This window comes from Permianibacter fluminis, from assembly GCF_013179735.1.
Classification (GTDB): domain Bacteria; phylum Pseudomonadota; class Gammaproteobacteria; order Enterobacterales; family Permianibacteraceae; genus Permianibacter; species Permianibacter fluminis.
Genome location: NZ_JABMEG010000001.1, coordinates 866,172 through 888,412 on the forward strand (window position 1 = coordinate 866,172; position 22,241 = coordinate 888,412).

Annotated in this window: 23 protein-coding genes; all 23 read left to right on the plus strand. The window is 59.1% G+C overall.

The features are described from left to right. Positions 1-72 precede the first annotated feature (72 nt). The 23 genes from ubiE (at position 73) to HPT27_RS03895 (ending at position 22,201) form a co-directional block, all read left to right on the plus strand. Positions 73-852: a bifunctional demethylmenaquinone methyltransferase/2-methoxy-6-polyprenyl-1,4-benzoquinol methylase UbiE gene (gene ubiE / locus HPT27_RS03785; RefSeq protein WP_172239171.1), complete on the plus strand. Its 780-nt coding sequence runs from the start codon at positions 73-75 to the stop codon at positions 850-852. Between the two features lie 25 nt (positions 853-877). Beyond that, the gene (locus HPT27_RS03790; protein ID WP_172239174.1) at positions 878-1,486 is read left to right on the plus strand and encodes a ubiquinone biosynthesis accessory factor UbiJ; all 609 of its coding nucleotides are present in this window, start codon (positions 878-880) and stop codon (positions 1,484-1,486) included. After that, positions 1,483-3,129: a ubiquinone biosynthesis regulatory protein kinase UbiB gene (gene ubiB, locus HPT27_RS03795; protein WP_328820113.1), complete on the plus strand. Its 1,647-nt coding sequence runs from the start codon at positions 1,483-1,485 to the stop codon at positions 3,127-3,129. Before HPT27_RS03790 ends, ubiB begins: the two co-directional genes overlap by 4 nt. A 375-nt stretch (positions 3,130-3,504) precedes the next feature. Beyond that, on the plus strand, positions 3,505-3,843 hold the full coding sequence (locus HPT27_RS03800) for a histidine triad nucleotide-binding protein (protein WP_172239177.1): 339 nt from the start codon (positions 3,505-3,507) through the stop codon (positions 3,841-3,843). A 25-nt stretch (positions 3,844-3,868) separates the two neighbouring features. After that, positions 3,869-4,072: a twin-arginine translocase TatA/TatE family subunit gene (gene tatA / locus HPT27_RS03805; RefSeq protein ID WP_172239180.1), complete on the plus strand. Its 204-nt coding sequence runs from the start codon at positions 3,869-3,871 to the stop codon at positions 4,070-4,072. Positions 4,073-4,085: 13 nt separating this feature from the next. Continuing rightward, positions 4,086-4,565, plus strand: a complete 480-nt coding sequence (gene tatB / locus HPT27_RS03810; protein WP_172239183.1) for a Sec-independent protein translocase protein TatB — start codon at positions 4,086-4,088, stop codon at positions 4,563-4,565. Between the two features lie 26 nt (positions 4,566-4,591). After that, a complete protein-coding gene (gene tatC / locus HPT27_RS03815) occupies positions 4,592-5,326 on the plus strand; it encodes a twin-arginine translocase subunit TatC (protein ID WP_172245065.1) in 735 nt (244 codons plus the stop codon). Between the two features lie 115 nt (positions 5,327-5,441). Next, the gene (locus tag HPT27_RS03820) at positions 5,442-6,002 is read left to right on the plus strand and encodes a hypothetical protein (protein WP_172239186.1); all 561 of its coding nucleotides are present in this window, start codon (positions 5,442-5,444) and stop codon (positions 6,000-6,002) included. A 12-nt stretch (positions 6,003-6,014) separates the two neighbouring features. Further along, entirely contained in the window at positions 6,015-6,803 is a 789-nt protein-coding gene (tatD, locus tag HPT27_RS03825) for a 3'-5' ssDNA/RNA exonuclease TatD (RefSeq protein ID WP_172239189.1), read from the plus strand. Positions 6,804-6,913: 110 nt separating this feature from the next. Continuing rightward, the gene (locus HPT27_RS03830; RefSeq protein ID WP_172245067.1) at positions 6,914-8,788 is read left to right on the plus strand and encodes an MFS transporter; all 1,875 of its coding nucleotides are present in this window, start codon (positions 6,914-6,916) and stop codon (positions 8,786-8,788) included. Further along, positions 8,785-9,438 (plus strand): hypothetical protein, encoded by a 654-nt coding sequence (locus HPT27_RS03835; protein WP_172239192.1) that lies wholly within the window; start codon positions 8,785-8,787, stop codon positions 9,436-9,438. Before HPT27_RS03830 ends, HPT27_RS03835 begins: the two co-directional genes overlap by 4 nt. A gap of 14 nt (positions 9,439-9,452) precedes the next feature. Beyond that, the gene (locus tag HPT27_RS03840) at positions 9,453-10,361 is read left to right on the plus strand and encodes a cation diffusion facilitator family transporter (protein ID WP_172239195.1); all 909 of its coding nucleotides are present in this window, start codon (positions 9,453-9,455) and stop codon (positions 10,359-10,361) included. A 338-nt stretch (positions 10,362-10,699) separates the two neighbouring features. Then, entirely contained in the window at positions 10,700-11,818 is a 1,119-nt protein-coding gene (locus HPT27_RS19570; RefSeq protein WP_211197842.1) for a methyl-accepting chemotaxis protein, read from the plus strand. Positions 11,819-11,827: 9 nt separating this feature from the next. Next, complete coding sequence (locus tag HPT27_RS03850) at positions 11,828-12,196, plus strand: response regulator (protein WP_172239198.1); 369 nt, start codon at positions 11,828-11,830, stop codon at positions 12,194-12,196. 8 nt (positions 12,197-12,204) lie between these two features. Then, a complete protein-coding gene (locus HPT27_RS03855) occupies positions 12,205-12,519 on the plus strand; it encodes an STAS domain-containing protein (protein WP_172239201.1) in 315 nt (104 codons plus the stop codon). A gap of 30 nt (positions 12,520-12,549) precedes the next feature. Continuing rightward, a complete protein-coding gene (locus tag HPT27_RS03860; RefSeq protein WP_172239204.1) occupies positions 12,550-14,724 on the plus strand; it encodes a chemotaxis protein CheA in 2,175 nt (724 codons plus the stop codon). A gap of 22 nt (positions 14,725-14,746) precedes the next feature. Beyond that, complete coding sequence (locus HPT27_RS03865) at positions 14,747-16,387, plus strand: methyl-accepting chemotaxis protein (protein ID WP_172239207.1); 1,641 nt, start codon at positions 14,747-14,749, stop codon at positions 16,385-16,387. A 12-nt stretch (positions 16,388-16,399) separates the two neighbouring features. Beyond that, positions 16,400-16,957 (plus strand): chemotaxis protein CheW, encoded by a 558-nt coding sequence (locus HPT27_RS03870; RefSeq protein ID WP_172239210.1) that lies wholly within the window; start codon positions 16,400-16,402, stop codon positions 16,955-16,957. Continuing rightward, positions 16,954-17,793, plus strand: coding sequence for a CheR family methyltransferase (locus tag HPT27_RS03875; protein ID WP_172239213.1), 840 nt, complete (start codon positions 16,954-16,956; stop codon positions 17,791-17,793). Before HPT27_RS03870 ends, HPT27_RS03875 begins: the two co-directional genes overlap by 4 nt. 23 nt (positions 17,794-17,816) lie before the next feature. Beyond that, on the plus strand, positions 17,817-18,329 hold the full coding sequence (locus HPT27_RS03880) for a chemotaxis protein CheD (protein ID WP_172239216.1): 513 nt from the start codon (positions 17,817-17,819) through the stop codon (positions 18,327-18,329). Beyond that, positions 18,326-19,441, plus strand: a complete 1,116-nt coding sequence (locus HPT27_RS03885; RefSeq protein WP_172239219.1) for a protein-glutamate methylesterase/protein-glutamine glutaminase — start codon at positions 18,326-18,328, stop codon at positions 19,439-19,441. Before HPT27_RS03880 ends, HPT27_RS03885 begins: the two co-directional genes overlap by 4 nt. Continuing rightward, on the plus strand, positions 19,438-20,640 hold the full coding sequence (locus HPT27_RS03890) for an EAL domain-containing response regulator (RefSeq protein ID WP_172239222.1): 1,203 nt from the start codon (positions 19,438-19,440) through the stop codon (positions 20,638-20,640). Before HPT27_RS03885 ends, HPT27_RS03890 begins: the two co-directional genes overlap by 4 nt. A 34-nt stretch (positions 20,641-20,674) precedes the next feature. Beyond that, positions 20,675-22,201, plus strand: a complete 1,527-nt coding sequence (locus tag HPT27_RS03895) for a methyl-accepting chemotaxis protein (RefSeq protein WP_172239225.1) — start codon at positions 20,675-20,677, stop codon at positions 22,199-22,201. The last annotated feature ends 40 nt before the right edge of the window (positions 22,202-22,241 follow it).

Below are 22,241 nucleotides of genomic sequence, written 5' to 3' on the forward strand. Positions count from 1 at the left end.
TCAAATCGCGGCCAAGGCCGCTCCTACAAAAATCGTTTGCCGAAGCAGGTTTGTTCGGCACAGGAAACCGAGATGACAGAGCAAACGCAGCAAGACGGTTCAACGAGTGCCGAACAGACCACGCACTTTGGCTACAAGACCGTTGCCGCCAACGAAAAACAGAAACTGGTCGCCGGTGTGTTCCATTCGGTGGCGCAGAAATACGATATCATGAATGACGTGATGTCATTCGGCGTGCACCGGATCTGGAAGCGTTACGCGCTCGAGATGGCCGGCATTCGGCCGGGTCAGCAGATTCTGGATTTGGCCGGCGGCACCGGCGATCTGGCGGCACTGTTCAGTCCTCGGGTCGGACCAACCGGCAAGGTGATCTGCGCCGATATCAACAGTTCGATGCTCAGTGTCGGTCGCGACAAGCTGACCGATCTGGGTTTGCTGGGCAATCTGGAATTCGTTCAGGCCAATGCCGAGTGCCTGCCGTTTGCCGACAATCAATTCGATGCTGTGACCATTGCCTTTGGTCTACGCAATGTCACCGACAAGGACAAGGCGCTGGCCTCCATGTGCCGAGTGTTGAAACCGGGTGGCCGCCTGCTGGTGCTGGAGTTTTCCAAACCGCAGCACGAGTGGCTCAGCAAAGCCTACGATCTGTATTCGTTCTCGCTGCTGCCGAAGATGGGCAAGCTGATCGCCAATGATGAAGACAGCTATCGGTATCTGGCCGAATCGATCCGGATGCATCCGGATCAGGAGACCCTGAAGCAGATGACGCTAAACGCCGGCTTCGCCAGTTGTGAGGTGTTCAATCTGACTGGCGGTATTGTCGCGCTGCACCGCGCATTCAAAGCCTGATCACGCTGATTGGCATAAGGACATCATGCTGCCGCTACCGATGCTGCAATGGCTGGAACCGGGACTGAACAAGGTGCTGGCGTTGGACCCGGCTACCGCCGCGCGCCTGCCGGCCTTGGCCGGTCGACCGCTGCGGGTGTTGCTGACGCCGTTCAACAGCAGCCTGACGCTGACTGTGAGCGACGGTCAGCTATGCTTTGCCGGCCCGGAGACGGAAGCCGCGATCACGCTGACCGGTTCGCTGCAGGATTTCACCCAGGCCGCGCTGAACCGCGGCGAAATGACCGCCGGCCGCTTGCAGGTGCAAGGCGATGTTGGCGCCGCCCAGCGCTGGCAACAATTCTTTGCCGATTTGCAACCGGATTGGGAAGAAGAGCTGTCGAAATATCTCGGCGATATCGCCGGACCGCAGCTGGCGAATGTGCTGCGTTCCGTTACCAGCTGGTTGAAAACGGCGCTGAGTCAATTGCAGCAAACCGGTGTCGAGTACCTGCAGGAAGAATCGCGGATGTTGGTGGCGCCGGCCGAGCTGCAAGCGTTTCTCGCCGACGTTGATCGGCTGCGCGATGACGCCGAGCGGTTGCTGCAAAAAGCCCGCCTGCAAAGCGGCATGAAGTCGGGAGCGGGTCTGTGAAGTGGTGGCGATTGGCCTGGCGAACGCTGGCTATACTGCGGGTACTGATCCATTACCGGCTGGACCGTGATGTCCGGGTGCGGGAAGCGCGCGGACTGTTGTGGCTGCTGCGTGTCTTGTTCTTCTGGCAACCACGCTGCGCGATCCGTCCGGGTCGCGGTGAACGCCTGCGGCTGGCGCTGGTTGCGCTTGGTCCCATCTTTGTAAAATTTGGTCAGATGCTGTCGACCCGGCGCGATTTGCTGCCGCCGGATCTGGCCGATGCGCTGGCTGAATTGCAGGACAAAGTGCCGCCATTCGATTCGCGCATGGCCGTTCGCGAAATCGAAACCGCACTCGGTCAGTCGGTCAGCACCGCGTTTGCGCGTTTTGACAGCGAGCCGTTGGCATCGGCTTCAGTCGCACAGGTGCATGCCGCGACGCTGCTCGACGGTCATGATGTCGTGGTCAAGATTATCCGGCCGGGCATACGTGAACAGATCCGTGCCGATCTGGAGTTGCTGCACGCGCTGGCGCGGCTGATCGAGTGGCTGCACGTCGACGGCCCACGGCTGCGGCCGCGGGAAGTGATTGCCGATTACGAGCACACCTTGCTCGATGAACTCGATCTGCGCATCGAGGCCGCCAACACCACCACGTTGAAGCGCAACTTTGCTGACGGCGAATTGCTGTACGTGCCGGATATCCACTGGTCGCTGGTGCGGGAAAATCTGCTGGTCATCGAACGCATTCATGGCATTCCGATCGGCGATGTCGAGGCACTGCGCCGGGCTGGTGTCGACATGGCGGAGTTGTCGGCCCGTGGCGTCCGGATTTTTTTCACGCAAGTATTCCGCGACCGCTATTTCCATGCCGACATGCATCCCGGCAATATTTTTGTCGATGTCAGCAATCCGAAGAAGCCCCGCTACATCGCCATCGACTGCGCCATCATGGGTTCGCTGTCGGAACGCGATCAGGTCTATCTGGCGGAAAACTTTGTCGCATTTTTCAACCGTGACTATCGCCGCATTGCCGAGCTGCATGTCGAGTCCGGCTGGGTTCCGGCCGGCACCAAGGTCGAAGCGTTTGAAGCGGCCGTTCGGGCAAACTGCGAACCGATATTTGGCAAGCCGCTGGCAGAAATTTCGTTCGGCGTATTTCTGCTGCAACTATTCCAGACCGCGCGCCGGTTCAACATGAGCGTGCAACCGCAGCTGGTGTTGTTGCAGAAAACGCTGTTCTACATTGAAGGACTCGGCCGCCAGCTCTATCCCGAGCTGGATCTTTGGCAAACCGCCAAACCGTATCTGGAAGAGTGGACCCGCGAACGCACCAGTCCGCGTCGACTGTTGAAGCGGCTGGCCGAACGGGCGCCGATCTGGCTGAACGATGTCCCGGCGTTGCCGGAGCTCGCCATCAACGCGCTGAAAGCGCGCGCCGAAGGCAGCCATGTTCATGATCTCGGCCGGCAATTGCGCAGCCTGTTCGCCCGTGAAGCCCGGCAACGGGCGGCGATGCAGCGGCAATTGGCCGGTATCGTGCTGCTGACGCTGGGTGTGGCGGCGCTACTCGCGCCGATCATGCCCCCGGCCGTGGGCGCGGTGCTGGCGGCCGGTGGTGCCTATCTGGGACTGACCGGTAGCTGGGCGCGTCGGCGCTGAGCGGGTTGGTTGAGTTGGTTGCGGTGTGTTCCTGACATGGTTGCGACACTTCCTGCTTTCTTGTGGGTCGGTCGGGTGGGTTCCAGACACGGCTGCGACACTCCGTACGTTCCAGTAGGTCGGTCGGGTGGGCTCCAGACACGGCTGCGACACTCCGTTCGTTCCAGTAGGTCGGTCGGGCGTGTTCCAGACACGCCTGCGACACTCCCCACGTCCCTGTGGGTCGCGATTTGCAACATTTGTCGTGGGCGGGGGGGGTTGGGATCGGAGTAACATGAACTCCCTTTAGCGGCCGTGGTCGATAGGGGCCGGTTTGGCTGCGTTGTCGCCGGACCGTTGGGCGAGAATTAAATGGGCAGGGAGTGTGGAGCCAACATGAGTGATTGCATTTTCTGTCGCATCATTGCCGGCCAGATTCCGGCCAGCATGGTTTATCAGGATGAACACGTCGTGGCGTTCAAGGACATTCATCCCAAAGCCAGCGTGCATGTGCTGGTGGTGCCGCGCAAACACATCGCGACGCTGGCCGATGCCGAAGCGGTCGATCAGAGCCTGCTCGGTCACATGATGCTGGCGCTGCCAAAAGTGGCGCAAAGCCAGGGCCTCGACACCGGCTTTCGCACGGTGCTGAACACCGGCCATGGCGGCGGTCAGGAAGTGTTTCATATGCATTTTCACGTACTCGGTGGCAAAGCGCTGCCGTTCACTGTTTGAGCGCATCTCGCGCAGAGGTTGAATCATGATTGGCTTCAAGGAAATTCTGGTCATTCTGTTGATCGTGTTGCTGGTGTTCGGCTCGAAGAAGCTGGCCAACATCGGTTCCGATCTGGGCGCCGCCATCAAGGGCTTCAAGAAATCGATGGCTGACGGTGAAGCCGAGCATGACAAGGAAAAGGCCGACAAAGCCGCAGCGATTGACGCACCGAAAGACGACAAGAAATAACAGGAACTGAGCAGTGTTCGACGTTGGCTTCACCGAACTGGTCCTGATTGGCTTGGTCGCGCTGCTGGTACTGGGCCCGACCAAGATGTTGGAGCTGTCCCGCATCGCCGGCCGCTGGGCTGGTCGTCTGCGCCGGCAATTCAATGAGGTCAAGGATGATATTGACCGCGAATTGAAGCTGGAGGACATGCGCCGCAAGCTGGCCGAAGAAGAGCGCGCGCTGCGCGACAATCTCGATGTGAAAGCGGCGGTTGGTGCCAACCTGCCCAGCATCGATCCGCTGCATGACATCGCGGCAACGCCAGCACCGACGCCGGCGCCGACACCGACCCCTGCAACAGACCCCAAACCCGTGACCGCCCCGACTCCGGTAGCCGCCGCTGGCAGCAATGCCATGCCAGTACAAGCGCAGATGGATCTGGGTCAGAGTCATCATCCGGCGCAGCCGCAGGCTGAGGCCGGCAACACCACCAGCAAGGATGCGGCAACGTGAGTGCAACGCCGGGCCGCGCCCGTGAAATGCCGCTGGTTGCGCATTTGCTGGAACTGCGCAATCGCCTGATGAAAGCGGCACTGGCCGTGCTGATCTGCCTGTTTCCGCTGATGTATTACTCCAACGAACTGTTTGCGTTGTTTGCCAAGCCGCTGGTCAAGTATCTGCCGGCCGGCTCGATGCTGATCGCCACCGATGTGGCTTCGCAGTTTTTCGCGCCGTTCAAACTGGCACTGGTAGCGGCTTTGCTGATCGCCATGCCGGTAGTGATTTATCAAATCTGGGCGTTTATCGCGCCCGGTTTGTACAAGCACGAGAAAAGCCTGACCCGGCCGATTCTGGTCTCGGCCGTGCTGCTGTTCTACACCGGCATCGCGTTCGCCTATTTTCTGGTGTTCCCGGTCGTGTTCGGTTTCTTTGCCACCATCCAGATTGAAGGCGTGACCTACATGCCGGACATCAGCATGTATCTGGATTTCGCGCTGTTCATGTTCATCGCGTTTGGCATCAGTTTCGAGATTCCGGTGATTGTGCTGCTGCTGGTCAAGATGGGTGTGGTGCCGGTGCAAAAGCTGAAAGACTGGCGCCCCTACATGATCGTCATGGCCTTTGTGATCGCGGCCATCCTGACGCCGCCGGATCCGGTTTCGCAAACCATGATGGCGCTGCCGATGTGCCTGCTGTATGAGCTCGGCGTATTTGCCGCCCGAATGCTCAGCAAGCCCAAAGCGGAAGCCGGCGAAGAATCAACGGCAAGCTAGTGCGCGGCAACTGTCCGCGGCTCACAAAAATACTGCGCCGCTTCGTTCGCTGCGACCCGCAAGGTTGGCAGCGGCGCTGCGGCGCCTGTCATCGGTTTATCTGTCGAGAAAGCTCATGAGCCAAACCGCTTCGCTGTCTGCTTTGCTCTCAACGCTGTTGTTTGCCGTGTTGCCCGCCGATGCTGGCGCGTCGGATTCCGCGCTGCTTCGCTGCCGCGCCATCAGCGATGATGCCGCGCGACTGACCTGTTATGACGCGCTGACCCCGGCGGTGCTGAACTTGTCCGAGACCGCCAAAGTACCGATGGCGGAAGCCGAAGCCGAAACCCGCGCAGCAACACCTGCAGCAGTTGCCCCAGCAAGTACCGCAAAAGCAGCCGCACCAGCGTCACCAACCATACGTGCGCAGACCGCTGACGAGTTCGGTCTGGAGCGGAAAGCACAAGCCGAAAATCTGGAAGCGATCGAGAGCCGCATTGTTGGCGAATTCCGGGGCTGGGACAGCAAAACCAAATTCGCGCTGGAAAATGGCCAGGTCTGGGCGATCAGCGATGGCAGCAGCGCGACCTACCGCTTGATGGATCCGGTGGTCCGGGTCGAGCGCGGCGTGTTCGGCTCGTTCATGCTGAAAATCGAAGGCGTCAATCGTTCGCCGAAAGTCAAACGGGTCAAATAAGTCGCGCGACACATGTGGATCGATATCGGCGTCAATATCGGCGCCAAGCAATTTGCTGACGATCAGGCGGCGGTTGTGCAGCGGGCCGTGGCAGCCGGTGTCGACACGATGCTGTTTACCGGCACGTCGCTGAGCGAAAGCGCGGCGTTGTTGTCGCTGGCTGAGCGCTATCAGCAATACACGACCGTCGGCGTTCACCCTCATCATGCCAGCGACTGGCAGGCCGACAGCAGCGCCGCGCTACGCGCGCTGGCTGGTTATCCCCGCGTGTGCGCCATCGGCGAATGCGGGCTCGATTTCAATCGCAATTTTTCCCCACCGGCGGCGCAGGAGCAGGCCTTTGTGGCACAGCTGGCGCTGGCGGCCGAATTATCGCTGCCAGTGTTTCTGCATTGTCGCGACGCCCACGATCGCTTCCTGCACTTGCTACTGCCTTGGTTACCGCGCCTGCCCGGTGCCGTGCTGCATTGTTTTACCGGCAGCCGCCGGGAATTGGCCGAATGCCTTCAACAAGGCCTGTTCATCGGTATCACCGGCTGGATCTGCGATGAGCGCCGTGGCCAGGAATTGCTGGCAATGCTGCCGGAGATTCCGCTTGATCGTTTGCTGCTGGAAACCGATGCGCCCTGGTTGCTACCGCGCGATTTGAAGCCAGCGCCAAAAGATCGGCGCAACGAGCCGGCTTACCTGCCCCACATCGCGGCAACGGTTGCCCGCCAGCTTGGCATTCAACTCGCGCAGCTGGCGACCCAGACCAGCGCCAATGCCCGCCGCCTGTTTGCCCTGCCCGGCACCGGCTGATATCCGCGATTCACAATGGCCCGTGTATCATGGCCGCCGGAGTGCACTTGCCAACCGGGCAACGCGTGCCATCACGAATTCCGTCATGCCAACGAACAGGGACTGCCTACATGTCTGATGGTCATCAACTGGCGCTGATGCGGCAACGCCGCTTTTTGCCGTTCTTCTGCACCCAGTTTCTCGGCGCGTTCAACGACAACCTGTTCAAAATTGCGCTGGTGTTGCTGGTCACCTACAGTGGCCTGTACAGCGATGGCCAGATCGGTTTGCTGACCAATATTGCCAACGGGCTGTTCATATTGCCGTTTTTTTTGTTCTCGGCGACGTTTGGCCAGCTGGCTGACAAGCTGGAGAAAACCATTTTGATTCGCGCCACCAAACTGCTGGAAATCAGCATCATGGTGATCGCGGCCATCGGTTTCCACTTCCACCACATGCCGACCTTGTTGGCGGCACTGTTTCTGATGGGTACCCACTCAACGCTGTTTGGGCCGGTCAAGTACGGCATTCTGCCGCAGCACCTGCATCGCGATGAGCTGATCGGCGGCAACGGCCTGATCGAGATGGGAACGTTTGTGGCCATCATGCTAGGTCAATTAGTCGCTCCATTCTTTATGAAATCAGGCTTGGTGGCTGAGGCGACATTTATGATGATTGGCGTTGCAGTGATTGGCTACCTGACAGGGCGCAAGGTACCGGCGGCACCGCCAACGGATCCTTTACTGAAGATTAATTGGAACTTCATCACCGAAACTTCACGCCTTCTCAAATATGCCGCTTCACAGCGCGTTGTATTCCTCGCCATTCTGGGCATCTCCTGGTTCTGGTTTTATGGAGCGATTGTGCTGGCACAAATGCCGGCATATGCCAAGCAAACTCTCGGTGGCAATGAAGATGTTTTTGCTTTGCTCTTGGCGATGTTCACGATTGGAATCGCCATCGGTTCATTGTTGTGTGAGCGGTTATCACAAGGTCGAATTGAAATTGGACTGGTGCCGTTTGGTTCGATTGGGTTGACCGTGTTTGCGCTCGATCTGGCTTTCGCGAGTAAGCTGCCGCATAGCGATGCTCTATTGACAGTTGGAATGTTTATCGCTCAATCCGGTAGCTTCCGCATATTGGCCGACCTCCTCCTCATCGGCCTATTTGGTGGTTTCTACATCGTGCCTCTCTACACGATGGTGCAAACCCGAACTTCTGAAAATATGGTTTCAAGAGTCATTGCCGCCAATAACGTAATGAACGCGGCTTTCATGGTCGTAGCGGCCGGCTTGGGCGCTGGGCTTCTTGCAGCGGGTGTAAGCATTCCACAGCTATTTCTAATTACGGCGTTGCTGAATGCCGCCGTGGTGATCTATCTCTACAAACTGGTACCGGAATTTCTGCTGCGCTTTGTCGCCTGGATATTGATCAACACGCTGTATCGTTTGCGCGAAAGCGGCATGAAACAGATTCCGGCCGAAGGCCCGGCCGTGTTGGTTTGCAATCACGTCAGCTTCGTCGACGCCATCATCATTGCGGCTGCTGTGCCGCGGCCGGTGCGGTTCGTGATGTACCACGGCATTTTCAAGATACCGGTGCTGTCCTGGCTGTTCCGTACGGTCAAGGCCATTCCGATTGCGCCAGCGAAAGAAGATGCGGCAATGAAAGAACGGGCGCTGGATGCGGTGGCCGCCGCGCTGGCCGCCGGTGAAGTGGTCTGCATTTTTCCCGAAGGAAAAATCACCAGCGATGGCAACATCAACGAATTCCGCCCGGGCGTTGAAGACATCATCAAGCGCACGCCGGTGCCAGTGGTACCGATGGCGCTGCGCGGTCTCTGGGGTAGCTATTTTTCCCGCAAGGACGGCGCCGCATTTCGCGGCTTGCCGTGGAAGCTGTGGATGAAGGTCGAGCTCGTTGCCGAAGCACCATTGGCACCGGCCGCCGTTAGCGCGGTGGATTTGCAGCAGCGTGTGCAAGCGCTGCGTGGTGAGTTGGCTTGAAGCTACGCTTCGGTTTTCGTGACCACTTTCAGCGCAAGCACAGTTTGCGCTGGCATATGAGTTTATTGCTGCTGGTCTCCGGCAGCGTCGGTTTGCTTGGCTCGCGCTTGCTATTGCAACAAGGCTGGGAAAACGTCATTGGCCGCTATCCGTTGGCTGTTTTAATGGGTTACCTCGCCTTCATCCTGTCATTTTGGCTGTGGTTGATATGGGTGCGGTGGCAGTATTCCGACCGTGAGCTGGAGCAATTTGATGTTGAGCCAGGCGGCATCGACCGTACGCAGAAGATCGGTGACCATAGCAATGTGCTGGACTGGTTTGATATTCCGGATGCTGAGGGTATCGGTTGTCTGATCATCGCTGTGTTGGTCTTTCTCGCTGCGCTTTTCTTTGGCGGCTGGTTACTGATAAGTGATGCCGCGATTGTGATGACGGATGTCGCTGTGCAGTTCCTGTTTGCGGGTTTGCTGACGCGCCGACTTAAGTATGTTTCCAATGCACATTGGCTAGGTTCAATTCTTGCCGTCACGTTTTGGCCAATGCTGTGGACGCTCGTGGCGGCAATAGTCCTGGGTTTTGCCATCAGCGTGGTATGTCCGCAAGCCCATAGCTTGCGGGATGCGTTTGCTACCAGTTGTCGTCGTCTGTAAAGGAGTCAAGTGTCATGGCCGGTGGTGCCAATCCTGTTAAAGCCATTATTTCGGCGCTGATCGCCAACGGTGCGATTGCGTTGGCAAAATTTGTCGCGGCGGCGATTACCGGTTCCGGTTCGATGCTGGCCGAGGCGGTGCACTCGACCGCCGACTGCGGCAATCAGTTGTTGTTGTTGCTTGGCCTGAAGCAGGCGAAGAAGCCGCCATCGCCGGATTTTCCGCTTGGCTACGGCAAGGAAACCTATTTCTGGTCGTTCATCGTCGCGCTGATGCTGTTCAGCCTTGGCGGCGTGTTCTCGATTTACGAAGGCTGGCACAAGCTGCATCAACCAGAGCCGCTGAGTTATCCGATGGTGGCGTTGGCTGTGCTCGGTTTCGGCATCATCGCCGAAGGCTTGTCGATGCGCGCCTGCCTGCACGAGGTCAACAAGTCGCGTGGCCGGCAAACGCTGTGGCAGTGGTTCAAGCATTCGCGCAACGCCGAGCTGGTGGTGATTTTCGGCGAGGACTTGGCCGCACTGCTGGGTTTGAGTTTTGCGTTTATTGCTGTGCTGGTGGCGTGGATCACCGGCAATCCGATGTATGACGCGATTGGCAGCATTGCGATCGGCGTGTTGCTGGTGGTGGTGGCGTTCTTTGTCGGCACCGAAGTCAAGGCCTTGCTGGTGGGTCAGGGGGTTGAGGATCGCACCCGTCAGGACATGATCGGTTTTCTGGAACAGCAGCCAGACGTGCATCAGGTTTTCAATTGCGTAACCTTGCAGCTGGGTCCGGATGTGATGGTGGCGGTGAAAGTCAAAATGCGCCCGCTGGTCAGTGCTACCGATTTGATCGATGCCATCAACCGCACCGAGAAAGCATTCAAGCAGCAGTTCCCGCAGGTGTTGTGGCTGTTCTTCGAACCGGACCACCGCGACTGATTCGACCTTAACCAGCCTTATACCCCGGCCGCCGTTTGCGCGGCCGGGCTGCGCGCCTCGCCGCCGCCTGCCCTTCCCTGTTTGTCGATGCCCTGCTGCGTTGCTGCAACGCAGCAGCGGCTGACGCCATCCCCTTTTTTGCTCGCCACTAACTGGTACTAATCACCAGGCCGGAGACGGTCGGCCGCTTTTGCCGGCCTTCATACGTGCCGTTTCCCGGTCTGGACCGCTGTGTCGGTAATCCTGTGCTACTTTTTTTTGACGCACTGTTCAATGCATGGGTGGCGTCCCGGCCATCGCAACGGTGCCGGTAGCGGCCGCAACAAGGAACTCACACGGTGACCTCTCGCTCCCCTGTCGCCCTCGTCACGATGGCGGCGCTTACGCTTGTCCTGGTCATGCTGGCGGCCACCGTCTGGTGGCAAGGCCTGCTGGTGGCCGTGATTCTGAACGCCGGCATGGTGTGGTTGGCGCAAGCCCCGAACGACCGCGCGCCGGTTGACGACAGTGCCGTGCGTCAGGCCGAGAGCCTGCGTCAATTCACAGATGAACTGACCCGGCTGCGCGATTTGATTCAGCAAGTGTTGCCGGTCTGGGTCAGCAACATGGATCTGGTCCGCAGCCAGACCGAAGACGCAAGCAATGGCCTGACCCAGCGCTTTGCCGGCATTAACCAGAAACTCGGTGCGGCGATTTCGGGCAACGCTGCCGAGAACAGCGCCGAGGGTGTGCTGATGGTCATCCGCAGTGCCCAGACCGAGTTGCCGGCGGCGGTGCAGGCACTTGAACAAACGCGCGGTGCCCGTGACAACTTTCTCCATGAGATCAGCGGCCTGACCCGGTTCATTGAAGAGCTGGTCCAGATGGCCAGCGATGTCGGCAAGCTGGCCTCGCAAACCAATCTGCTGGCGCTCAATGCCGCCATCGAAGCCGCTCGTGCCGGCGAGTCCGGTCGCGGCTTTGCCGTGGTCGCCGACGAGGTGCGCAAGCTGTCGACGCTGTCCGGTGAAACCGGCAAACGCATTACCGAAAAAGTCGGCCATGTCAGTGCGGCGGTGAAAGAAGTGGTTGAACAGGCGGCGGCCATTTCCGCGCAAGAGCAGGAGCTGATCGAAAGCGCCGGCGGCACCGTGCAGAAAGTGCTGACCGAATTCGCCGACAGCGTCACGGTGCTGGAACAGCGCATTGCGTTCCTGCAGCAGACCGGCAGCGACGTCGAACAAACCATCAACGCGGTGCTGGTCGATCTGCAATTCCAGGACCGGGTCAGTCAGATTCTTTCCCATGTCAGTCAGGACGTCAGCCGGTTGCGCGATGCCATCGCCAACGGTGAGGTGCCGCCGGTGCAGCAGTGGCTGCAGTCGCTGGAGCGAACCTATACCACCGGTGAACAGCGTTCGGCCCATCGCGGCAGCAAAGAGACTGCTGCTGAACAATCTTCCGTGACATTTTTTTAAGAGGTCTTTATGTCGAAAACCATTTTGGTCGTGGACGACTCTTCCAGCTTCAGGCAGGTGGTCAGCATGGCACTGAAAGGCGCCGGCTACGACGTTGTCGAAGCCGGTGACGGCAAGGACGCGCTCGGCAAACTCGATGGTCGCAAAATCAATTTGATTGTCTCCGACGTCAACATGCCGGTGATGGATGGCATCAGCTTCGTGACCGCGGCCAAGCAGCTGGCGGCTTACAAATTTACGCCGGTGATCATGCTGACAACCGAATCGGGTGATGACATGAAAGCCAAAGGCAAAGCGGCCGGCGTCAAGGCCTGGGTGGTCAAGCCGTTCCAGCCACCGATTCTGCTCGATGCCGTAGCCAAACTGATTCTGCCCTGAGGTGTGCGATGCCGATCCAGCTCAAACGCAAAGGCGAGTTCATCCGCGTTCACATCGAAGGTGGCCTGAATATCTACTGCGCCAGTGAAGCGAAAGAGCAGCTGCTGCAGGCGCTGGCCAAAGGCCAGGATCTGGAAGTGGATTTGTCTGATCTGGATGAGCTCGATACCGCCGGCGTGCAACTGATGTTGATGCTCAAACAGGAAGCGCAGCGTTGCAACAAGAGCTGCGCGTTCATCAATCACGGCCCGGCAGTGCGCGAAGTGATCGATTTGCTCAATCTGGCCAGTGCATTGGGTGACCCGGTGGTGATCCCGGCCTGACCTGACATGACTTGAGCTGAGGACCTGACTATGGATTTGGATTCTGCCCGCGGTGCCCTGGTTCAGGAATCGCGCGAGCTCTTGATCGCGATGGAGGCCGGCCTGCTCGATATCGAGCAGAACGGCATGTCCACCGATGCGATCAATGCGGTATTCCGCGCGGCGCACACCATCAAGGGTTCGGCCGGCCTGTTTGCGCTGGATCACATCGTCAGCTTCACCCATGTCATGGAAAACGTGTTGGACCGGGTCCGTTCTGGCCGGCTTGGTCTGGACGAACAGATGCTGTCGGTGCTGCTGGCAAGCGGTGACTACCTGAGCAAATTGATCGACGGCATCGATGCTCAGCGGGACGACATCGAGCCGGATGCGCCGCTGCGCGCGCTGCTGCTGCAACAGTTGTCTGATTACCTGCCGAATGAAAACAAGGACGTGGTTGCTACCGCCAAGCCGGAACCGGCAGTGGAAGTGATGAACGCCGAACGCGGTGGCAGTGACTCCTGGCATATCTCGCTGCGCCTGTCGCCCGATGTGCTGCGCAGTGGCATGGACCCGCTGTCTTTCCTGCGCTACCTCGGCAAACTCGGTCGCATCGTGTACATGAACACGCTGACCGAGACGCTGCCGGCGGCGGCAGAATTTGATCCGGAAACCTTGTATCTGGGTTTCGAAATCGAGTTCGAATCCGAGGCAGACAAGCAAACCATTGAAAACGTCTTCGAGTTTGTCCGGGAAGAATCGGTCATCCGCATCCTGCCGCCACACAGCAAGGTCGATGCCTACGTTGCCCACATCAAGAGCCTGCCGGAAGAGCCACAACTGCTCGGCGAAATTCTGGTGGCCTGCGGCGCGCTGACCCGGACCGAACTTGAACACGTGCTCGGTATGCAGTCCGATGCACCGGGCCAGAAGCCGCCGATTGGCACGCTGCTCGTTGAAGAGCAGGTCGTGCATCCAGGCGTGGTCTCGGCAGCGCTGACCAAGCAACAGGAAAAGCACGAGAAGAAGCAACACGAACAACGCTTCATCAAGGTCGATGTCGACAAGCTCGATGCCTTGATCAATCTGGTCGGCGAACTGGTCATTGCCGGCGCCGCCGCCCAATTGGCGGCGAAAACCGACGGCTCGACCGCAACTCAGGAATCCACCGCTACCGTCGGTGAACTGGTCGAGAACATTCGCGACGCAGCGCTCAGCCTGCGCATGGTGCCGATTGGCGAAGTGTTCCAGCGCTATCCGCGCGTGGTTCGCGACATCAGCAAGGATCTGGGCAAGAAGATCGAGCTGGTGATCTCCGGCGCCGAAACCGAGCTGGACAAATCCATGGTCGAGAAGCTGGCCGACCCACTGACCCACATTGTCCGCAATGCCATCGATCACGGCATCGAGTCGGTCGAGCGACGACAGGCCGCCGGCAAACCAGCGACTGGCACGCTGCGGCTGCACGCCTACCACGACTCCGGCAGCATCGCGATCGAGATCAGCGACGACGGCGCTGGCCTGAACAAGGAACGCATTCGCAACAAAGGCATCGAGCGCGGTCTGATCACCGCCGAACAGCAACTGAGCGACCAGGAAATCTACCGGTTGATTTTCGAACCGGGTTTTTCAACCGCCGAGCAAATCACCAATCTGTCAGGTCGCGGCGTCGGCATGGATGTGGTGCGCAAGAACATCGATGCGCTGCGTGGCGAAGTGGAAGTGGAAAGCCGCGAAGGCGAAGGCGCCACGGTCCGCATTCGCTTGCCGTTGACGCTGGCGATCATCGATGGCTTCCAGGTTTCAGTGGCCGGTGCAGCGTTTGTGCTGCCGCTGGAAATGGTCAAGGAGTGCGCCGATCTGATCGCGGCCGATGTCTATCGCAATCTGGTCAGCCTGCGCGGCGAACCGCTGCCATTCATCCGGCTGCGTGAATTGTTTGCGGTCGAGGGCGCGCAACCGCAGCGGGAAAGTCTGGTCGTGGTCCAGTACGGCGGTCAACGGGTCGGCCTGGTGGTCGACAGCCTCGTTGGCGAGCTGCAAGCCGTGATCAAGCCGCTCGGTGCGTTGTTCCGCGACATGCGCGGCATCAGTGGCTCGACCATTCTCGGCAACGGTCAGGTCGCCTTGATTCTCGATGTTCCCAATTTGGCGCACAGCGTAACCGCCCAACATGTCACGACAACCAGTCAGTCGGCGCCGCGGGCGCTGAGCTCTACCCATTGATACAACGCAGGAGAATCTGCACATGCAGTGGTTCAATCAATTGAAGCTCGCCACCAAGCTGCTGGCTTCCTTTATAACGGTAGCCATTATCGCAGCGGTGATTGGCTATATCGGCACGGCCAGCATGGACCAGATCAACGGCCTGATGACCAGCATGTACAACGACCGGTTGGTGCCAATCAAGGACATCGGCACAATGCGCGTCAATGCAGCTGACAACTTCCGCCGCATGTATGAGGTCGTCACGGCCACCGACAACAAGCAAATTGCCGAGACGGAAGAAAAAATAAAAGACAGCCGTAAGGCGATCGAAGAGGCCTGGCAAGCCTACACCTCGACTGAATTGGTTGAGGCCGAGAAAGTGGCGATCGAAAAAATCAATGCGATTTCGCCGAAATACCTGGAGTCGGCCGACCGCGTCATTGCGTTGGCGAGTCAAGGTAAACGCGACGAAGCCGCCAGCGTACTGACCAACGAAACCCGATTGTTCTATAACGATCTGCGCAAACTACGCCAGGAACTCAATGACATCAATGTCAAGGTGGCCGAGGAAGCCAACGCCGAAGGCGACGCCGTCGCAGCGAAAATCAGCAAGCTGCTGACCGGTCTGATGATCGGAGGCTTTCTGATCTCGCTGGCGCTGGGGCTGCTGGTAACACGGGTGATCGTCAAGCAACTCGGTGGCGAGCCGGATTATGCGGCGATGGTGGTCAAACAGGTTGCCGATGGCGACCTGACCGTCGAGGTTCAGATCAAGCCCGGCGACACCACCAGCCTGCTGGCGGCCATGAAAGGCATGACCGACAAACTGCGCAGCGTGATGTCGGATGTGCGCAGCTCGGCCGATACGCTCGCTTCCGCGTCTGAGCAAATCTCTGCCTCGGCGCAGGCGCTGTCGCAAAATGCCTCCGAACAGGCGGCCAATGTCGAAGAAACCTCGGCCTCGGTCGAAGAAATTTCGGCGACGGTGGCACAGAACTCCGAGAACGCCAAAGTCACCGATGACATCGCCACCAAATCGTCCAGCGATGCCAATCAGGGTGGCGAAGCCGTGCGCCAGACCGTCGCAGCGATGAAGCAAATCGCCGACAAGATTTCCATCATCGATGACATCGCCTACCAGACCAATCTGCTGGCACTGAACGCTGCCATTGAAGCCGCGCGCGCTGGCGATCACGGCAAGGGCTTTGCCGTGGTGGCCGCGGAAGTGCGCAAGCTGGCCGAGCGCAGTCAGGTCGCGGCGCAGGAAATCGGCGGCGTTGCCAGTGGCAGCGTCACGGTGGCCACCCGCGCCGGCAGCCTGCTTGATGAACTGTTGCCTTCGATTCGCAAGACTGCCGATCTGGTGCAGGAAATCTCGTCGGCATCGCGCGAACAGACGGCCGGTCTGGAACAGATCAACACCGCCGTTTCGCAGCTTTCGCAAACCACCCAGATGACCGCTTCGGCGTCGGAAGAGCTGTCATCAACGTCCGAGGAAATGAGCTCTCAGGCGGTGCAGCTGCAGGAAATGGTCGCCTACTTCAAAACCGGTGAAGCCGAAACCCGCGTCCGCAAAGCTGACAAGCCGCAACGCGTCGCCGCCAAGCCTGGGATCATCAAGTCGCGTGCCAGTATGGCGGCGACGTCGTCAGTTGATGAGTCGGCATTCACCCGCTTCTGAGCTGAGGTAATCATGGCCCAATTACCTGCAGTGGCCGCCGGCGGCAAAAGTCTGCAAACCGACGCCGGCGCTTGCCAGTACCTGACCTTTACCCTGGGTGGCGAGGCCTTTGCCATTCCGATTGAGCACGTTCGTGAAATCATCGAGTTCAACGGTCTGACCACCATTCCGATGATGCCGCCGTTCTTGCGCGGCGTGATCAATCTGCGCGGTGCCGTGGTGCCGGTGGTGGATCTGCAGGCGCGCTTTGGTCGCGGTGAAACCGAGATCAACAAACGCACCTGCGTCATCATCGTTGAACTGACTCACGATGACGAAACCCCGTCGATCGGCATCATGGTTGATGCCGTCAACGAGGTGCTGTCGGTCGAGCGCAACCGGCTGGAAGCCAAACCGGCGTTCGGCACCAAGATTCGTGCCGACTTCATCGATGGCATTCTGAATCTCGATGGCCGCTTCATCATCACGCTGGATATCCAGCAGGTGTTGTCGATTGACGAAATGGCCTCGCTGATCGGCGTGACGGACCGGCCGGATGCGCTGTTGGCGCAGGAAAACGGTGCCGCATGATGGCTGCAGCCACGCTTGACCGGTCGCTGAGCGACGCCGATTTCCGGCTCTTTCAGAAGCTGTTCTATGAGGCTATCGGGCTGCACCTGTCGGCGCAGAAAAAAATGCTGGTCACCGGCCGCCTCAACAAGCGGCTGGGTCAGCTTGGCTTGCCATCGTTTCGCGCTTACTACGATCTGCTGGCCGGCGATACCGGCGGCGAGGAAATGCAGCAGGCCATCGATCTCATCACCACCAATGAGACCTTCTTCTTTCGCGAGAACAAGCATTTCGACATCCTGAAAAAAGACATCATCCCGGCGCGGCCGCCGGGCCACACTCTGAAAGTGTGGAGCGCGGCTTGTTCCACCGGCGAAGAGCCGTACTCGATTGCGATGGTGCTGCATCAGGCGCTTGGCAACAGTGGCTGGGAGTTGCAGGCCACCGACATCAGCACCCGGGTGTTGCAGAAAGCCCGGCGCGGCCTGTATCCGATGGATCGCATCGATGGCATTCCACCGGAGCTGCTGAAAACCTATTGCCTGCGTGGTCGGGGCGAATACGAAGGCATGCTGCTGATCGACAAGGCGCTGCGCGATAAGGTGCAGTTTGCCCAGCTCAACCTGATGAGCATTCCGGCCGACATGCGCGGCTTTGATCTGGTGTTTCTGCGCAATGTGATTATCTATTTCGACAACGAGACCAAGCAGCGCGTGCTCAACACCATTTGTGATCGGCTGAGACCCGGTGGCTGGCTGTTTCTCGGCCACTCCGAGTCCTTGGCCGGCATGAATGTGCCGCTGGTTGCGGTCAGCCCGTCGGTGTATCGCCGACGCGCGGCCACGGCGGCCAGTTGAGTGCGCTGCTGCCGGCATGCCTGATGGATACGCTGTTCCTACATCCGGGCGAATTGTATGCAGGCCGGCGATTGCTGTTGCTGAAAACGATTTTGGGTTCCTGCGTCGCGGTGACCTTGTGGCATCCGGCAACAAAAATGGCAGGCATGTGCCATTTTGTTCTGCCGCAACGCCTGCGCCATGGTCAGCCGAGCGTCAGCGATTGTGACGGTCGCTACGGTCAGGATGCGATTGAGTTTCTGTTGGCAGCGGCGCGCGCGACGGATGCGGTGCCGGCGCATTTTCAGGTCGGGGTGTTTGGCGGTGCCAGCATCAACCAGACCGGGCTGCGTTCGGTGACGATAGGCGCCAACAACGCCCAGCTGGCACAACAGCGCTTGCAGCAAACGGGTTTTCGGATTGATCAAATGGATATCGGTGGCAGAGGCAGTCGCGTCTTGCAGCTGAATACCGAAACCGGAGTCACGGCTTTGAAATATCACTATCTCGATGCGGACAAGGATGATCGGGTGGTACGCGGGAGGATGCCGACATGAGCATCCGGGTGATGATCGTCGACGATTCGGCGGTGGTGCGGCAGGTGCTGCAGCAACAACTGGACAGGAACCGCGATATCGAAATCATTGCGACCGCGCCTGATCCGATCTTTGCCTTGGAGAAGTTGAAATCGATTTGGCCGGACGTGCTGATCGTCGATATCGAAATGCCGCGCATGGATGGCCTGACCTTTCTGCGCCAGATCATGGCAACCCGGCCGACCCCGGTGATCATCTGCTCGACGCTGACCGAAGCTGGCGCCGATATCACGCTGCAAGCCTTGTCGGCCGGCGCCTTTGCCATCATCACCAAACCCAAGACCGGTTTGCGCGACTACATCGTCGACAGTTCAGAAGATCTGGCCTCGGTGGTGCGGGAAGCGGCGGCTGCCCGCATGGACCGGATGCGGACGGCCGCGCCCACCGCAAGAGCCGCGGTGCAGAAAGGCGAACCCTTGGCGCGGCCGAAATTGACCGCCGATGAAATTCTGGCGGCACCGAGTGGCAACATGAATGTGCCGATGACGGAAAAATTCATCGCCATCGGTTGCTCTACCGGTGGCACCCAGGCGCTGGAGGTGGTGCTGACGGCGTTGCCGCGCACCAGTCCCGGCATCGTCGTGGTGCAGCATATGCCCGAGCAGTTCACCCGCAGCTTCGCCAGTCGGCTGAATACCTTGTCGCAAATCGAAGTCAAGGAAGCGGAAACGGGTGATCGCATCATGCCGGGCCGGGCACTGATAGCGCCCGGTGGCAAGCATCTGCTGGCCAAGCGCAGTGGCGCGCAATATTACGCCGAAGTGATGGACGGGCCGCTGGTCAGTCGACACCGGCCCTCGGTCGATGTGCTGTTCCGTTCGGTGGCAAAAAGCGCTGGCCAGAATGCCATTGGCATCATTATGACCGGCATGGGTGACGACGGCGCCCGCGGCATGAAAGAAATGCACGAAGCCGGCTGCAAGACCTACGCCCAGGACGAGCAGAGCTGCGTCGTGTTCGGCATGCCAAAGGAAGCAATCAAACTCGGCGGTGTTGATGAGGTGGTTTCACTGGATGAAATCCCTCGCCTCATCACGGCAGTCAGCCGCCGTCAGCTGGGACAACTGCCATGACCGACCTGACCAACAAACGTGTGCTCATCGTAGACGACAGTGCGCTGCACCGGATGCACGCCGAGTCGTTGCTGAAAAAAATGGGCGTGACCGAAATCCTGCAAGCCGGCAACGGTATCGAAGCGCTGGACGTCATGAATGCGTCGCCCTATCTGCCGGACATTCTGCTGGTCGATCTGGAAATGCCCGGCATGGATGGCATTGAACTGCTGCAGCAGGTGATGCAACGCAATCTGCGCATGGAAGTGGTCATTGTCAGTTCGCGGGAAAATGCGCTGCTGACCACGGTCGAGGCGATGAGCCAGACGCTCGGGATCGCCATTCTCGGCGCTTTGCAAAAGCCGCTGACGCTGGAACGGCTGGCCGGCGTGCTCGGACAGGAAAAACTGGTGGTCGGCACTGCGCCAAAGGCCAGCGCCTATTCGCTCGATGCCATCACCCGTGCCATCGACGATCATGAATTTGTCTGCCACTACCAGCCCAAGGTGACCTTGGCGACCGGCGTCATCAAGGGTGTCGAAGCGCTGGCCCGCTGGCAGCATCCGCGCGATGGCATCGTTTATCCGGACCGCTTCATCGATGCCATCGAGCGTCATGGTGCCATCATGCAGCGCTTTACCCTGGCACTACTCGATCAGGTGCTGGCTCAGCTGAAGTATTGGCACAGCGGCGGCCTGAGCCTGACAGTGTCGCTGAACATTTCCGCGCAATCGTTTGCTGATGCCCGCTTCGTCAATCAGATCATCAAAAAGGTGGAAGACAGCGGCGTTGAGCCGCGTCACCTGATTCTGGAAGTGACCGAGACCGCCATCATGACCGATATCGGCGCCAGTCTTGGCACGCTGGCGCGGCTGCGACTGAAGGGCTTTGGTCTGTCGATTGACGATTACGGCACCGGTTTCGCGTCGATGCAGCAGCTGTCACGGATACCCGCCACCGAACTCAAGATTGATCGCATCTTTGTTCACGGCTGCCATCAGCGTCAGCATCTGATCATCATGCTGGAAAGTGCGATTCAGATGGCGGAAAAACTGCAGCTCAGCGTGGTGGCCGAGGGTGTGGAATTGACCGAAGATTGGCAAAAACTGAAAGCGATGGGTTGTGAACTGGCGCAGGGCTACCTGATTGCCAAAGCGATGCCAGGCGATCAGTTGCTGCCGTGGATAAAAACGGAAAGCAAACGATTGCGTGCACTCTAGGCGCTGAGCAACTGTTCCGGCAGAGGATGCGAACATGTTCGAGAAAATGAAAGTCGCGACACGGCTATTGTTGCTCGCCGGTGTGCTGATCGGCCTGCTGGTGCTGATCGGCTGGCTCGGCATCAGTGGCATGGGCGAAGCCAATGCCAGCATGGAAACGGTATACAAAGACCGGGTCGTACCGCTGAAAGACCTGAAAGAAATCGCCGACATGTACGCGGTCAATATCGTCGATGCCTCGCACAAGACTCGCAACGGCGGCTTTCGCTGGGACGAAGGGCTGGCCAGTGTCGAGAAAGCGAGTGAACGCATCCATACCCTGTGGCAGGCTTATCTGGCGACGGAAATGGTGCCGGAAGAGCAGCGGCTGGTCGATGCCATCAAGCCGGCACTGGTTGACGCCGACAAGGTGGTCAGCGAGCTGAGCGTGATCATGCGCAATCAGGATGCCGCAGCGCTGGATGCCTTGGTCAAGACCGAGCTGTACCAGAAAATTGATCCAGTCTCCGGTCTGTTCAGCGATCTGGTGGCGGTGCAGCTGACTGTCGCCGGCCGCGAGTACGAAACCTCACAACAACGCTACGCCACCATCCGGCAATTGAACCTGTCCGTGATCGCCATCAGCGTGGTGCTGGCTTTTGTCCTTGGCTGGCTGATCACGCGCAGCCTGCTCCGGCAACTCGGTGGCGAGCCGGATTATGCTGCGGCAGTTGCCAATCAGGTCGCCGATGGCGATTTGACCGTGCACGTGCAGATCAAACCCAATGATCACAGCAGCCTGTTGGCGGCGCTGCAGAAAATGGTGCAGAAGCTCAATGGCGTGATGACCGAGATCCGCAGCTCGGCCGACGCACTGGCATCGGCATCGGAAGAAATTTCCTCGTCGGCGCAGTCGCTGTCGCAAACCGCTTCGGAACAGGCGGCCAACGTCGAAGAAACCAGTGCCTCGGTTGAAGAGATTTCTGCCACCGTGGCGCAGAACTCAGAGAACGCCAAAATCACCGACAGCATTGCCAGCGAGTCGGCTGGCGGAGCCAGCGAAAGTGGCGATGCCGTGCGCGACACGGTCAGCGCCATGCAGCAAATCGCCAGCAAAATCAGCCTGATTGACGACATCGCCTACCAGACCAATTTGCTGGCGCTCAATGCCGCCATCGAAGCGGCGCGCGCCGGCGAACACGGCAAGGGCTTCTCGGTGGTGGCGGCCGAAGTGCGCAAGCTGGCCGAGCGTAGTCAGGTGGCGTCGCAGGAAATTGGTGGTCTCGCCAGCAACAGCATGATGCTGGCCGGTCGCGCCGGTACCTTGCTCGATGAACTGGTGCCATCGATCCGCAAGACCGCCGATCTGGTGCAGGAAATCAGCGCGGCCTCGCGCGAACAGACCGTTGGTCTGGAACAGATTAACACCGCCATCAGTCAGCTGTCGCAAATCACCCAGTCGACGGCCTCGGCATCGGAGCAGCTGTCATCCACCGCCGAAGAGATGAGCGCACAATCGGAACAACTGCTGGAAACCGTGCAGTACTTCCGGGTCGATGTCAGCAAGAAAGTCCAGCGTTGAAGCCGAAGCCTGCTGCGCAAAATCGATTGCTCAGGAAGAA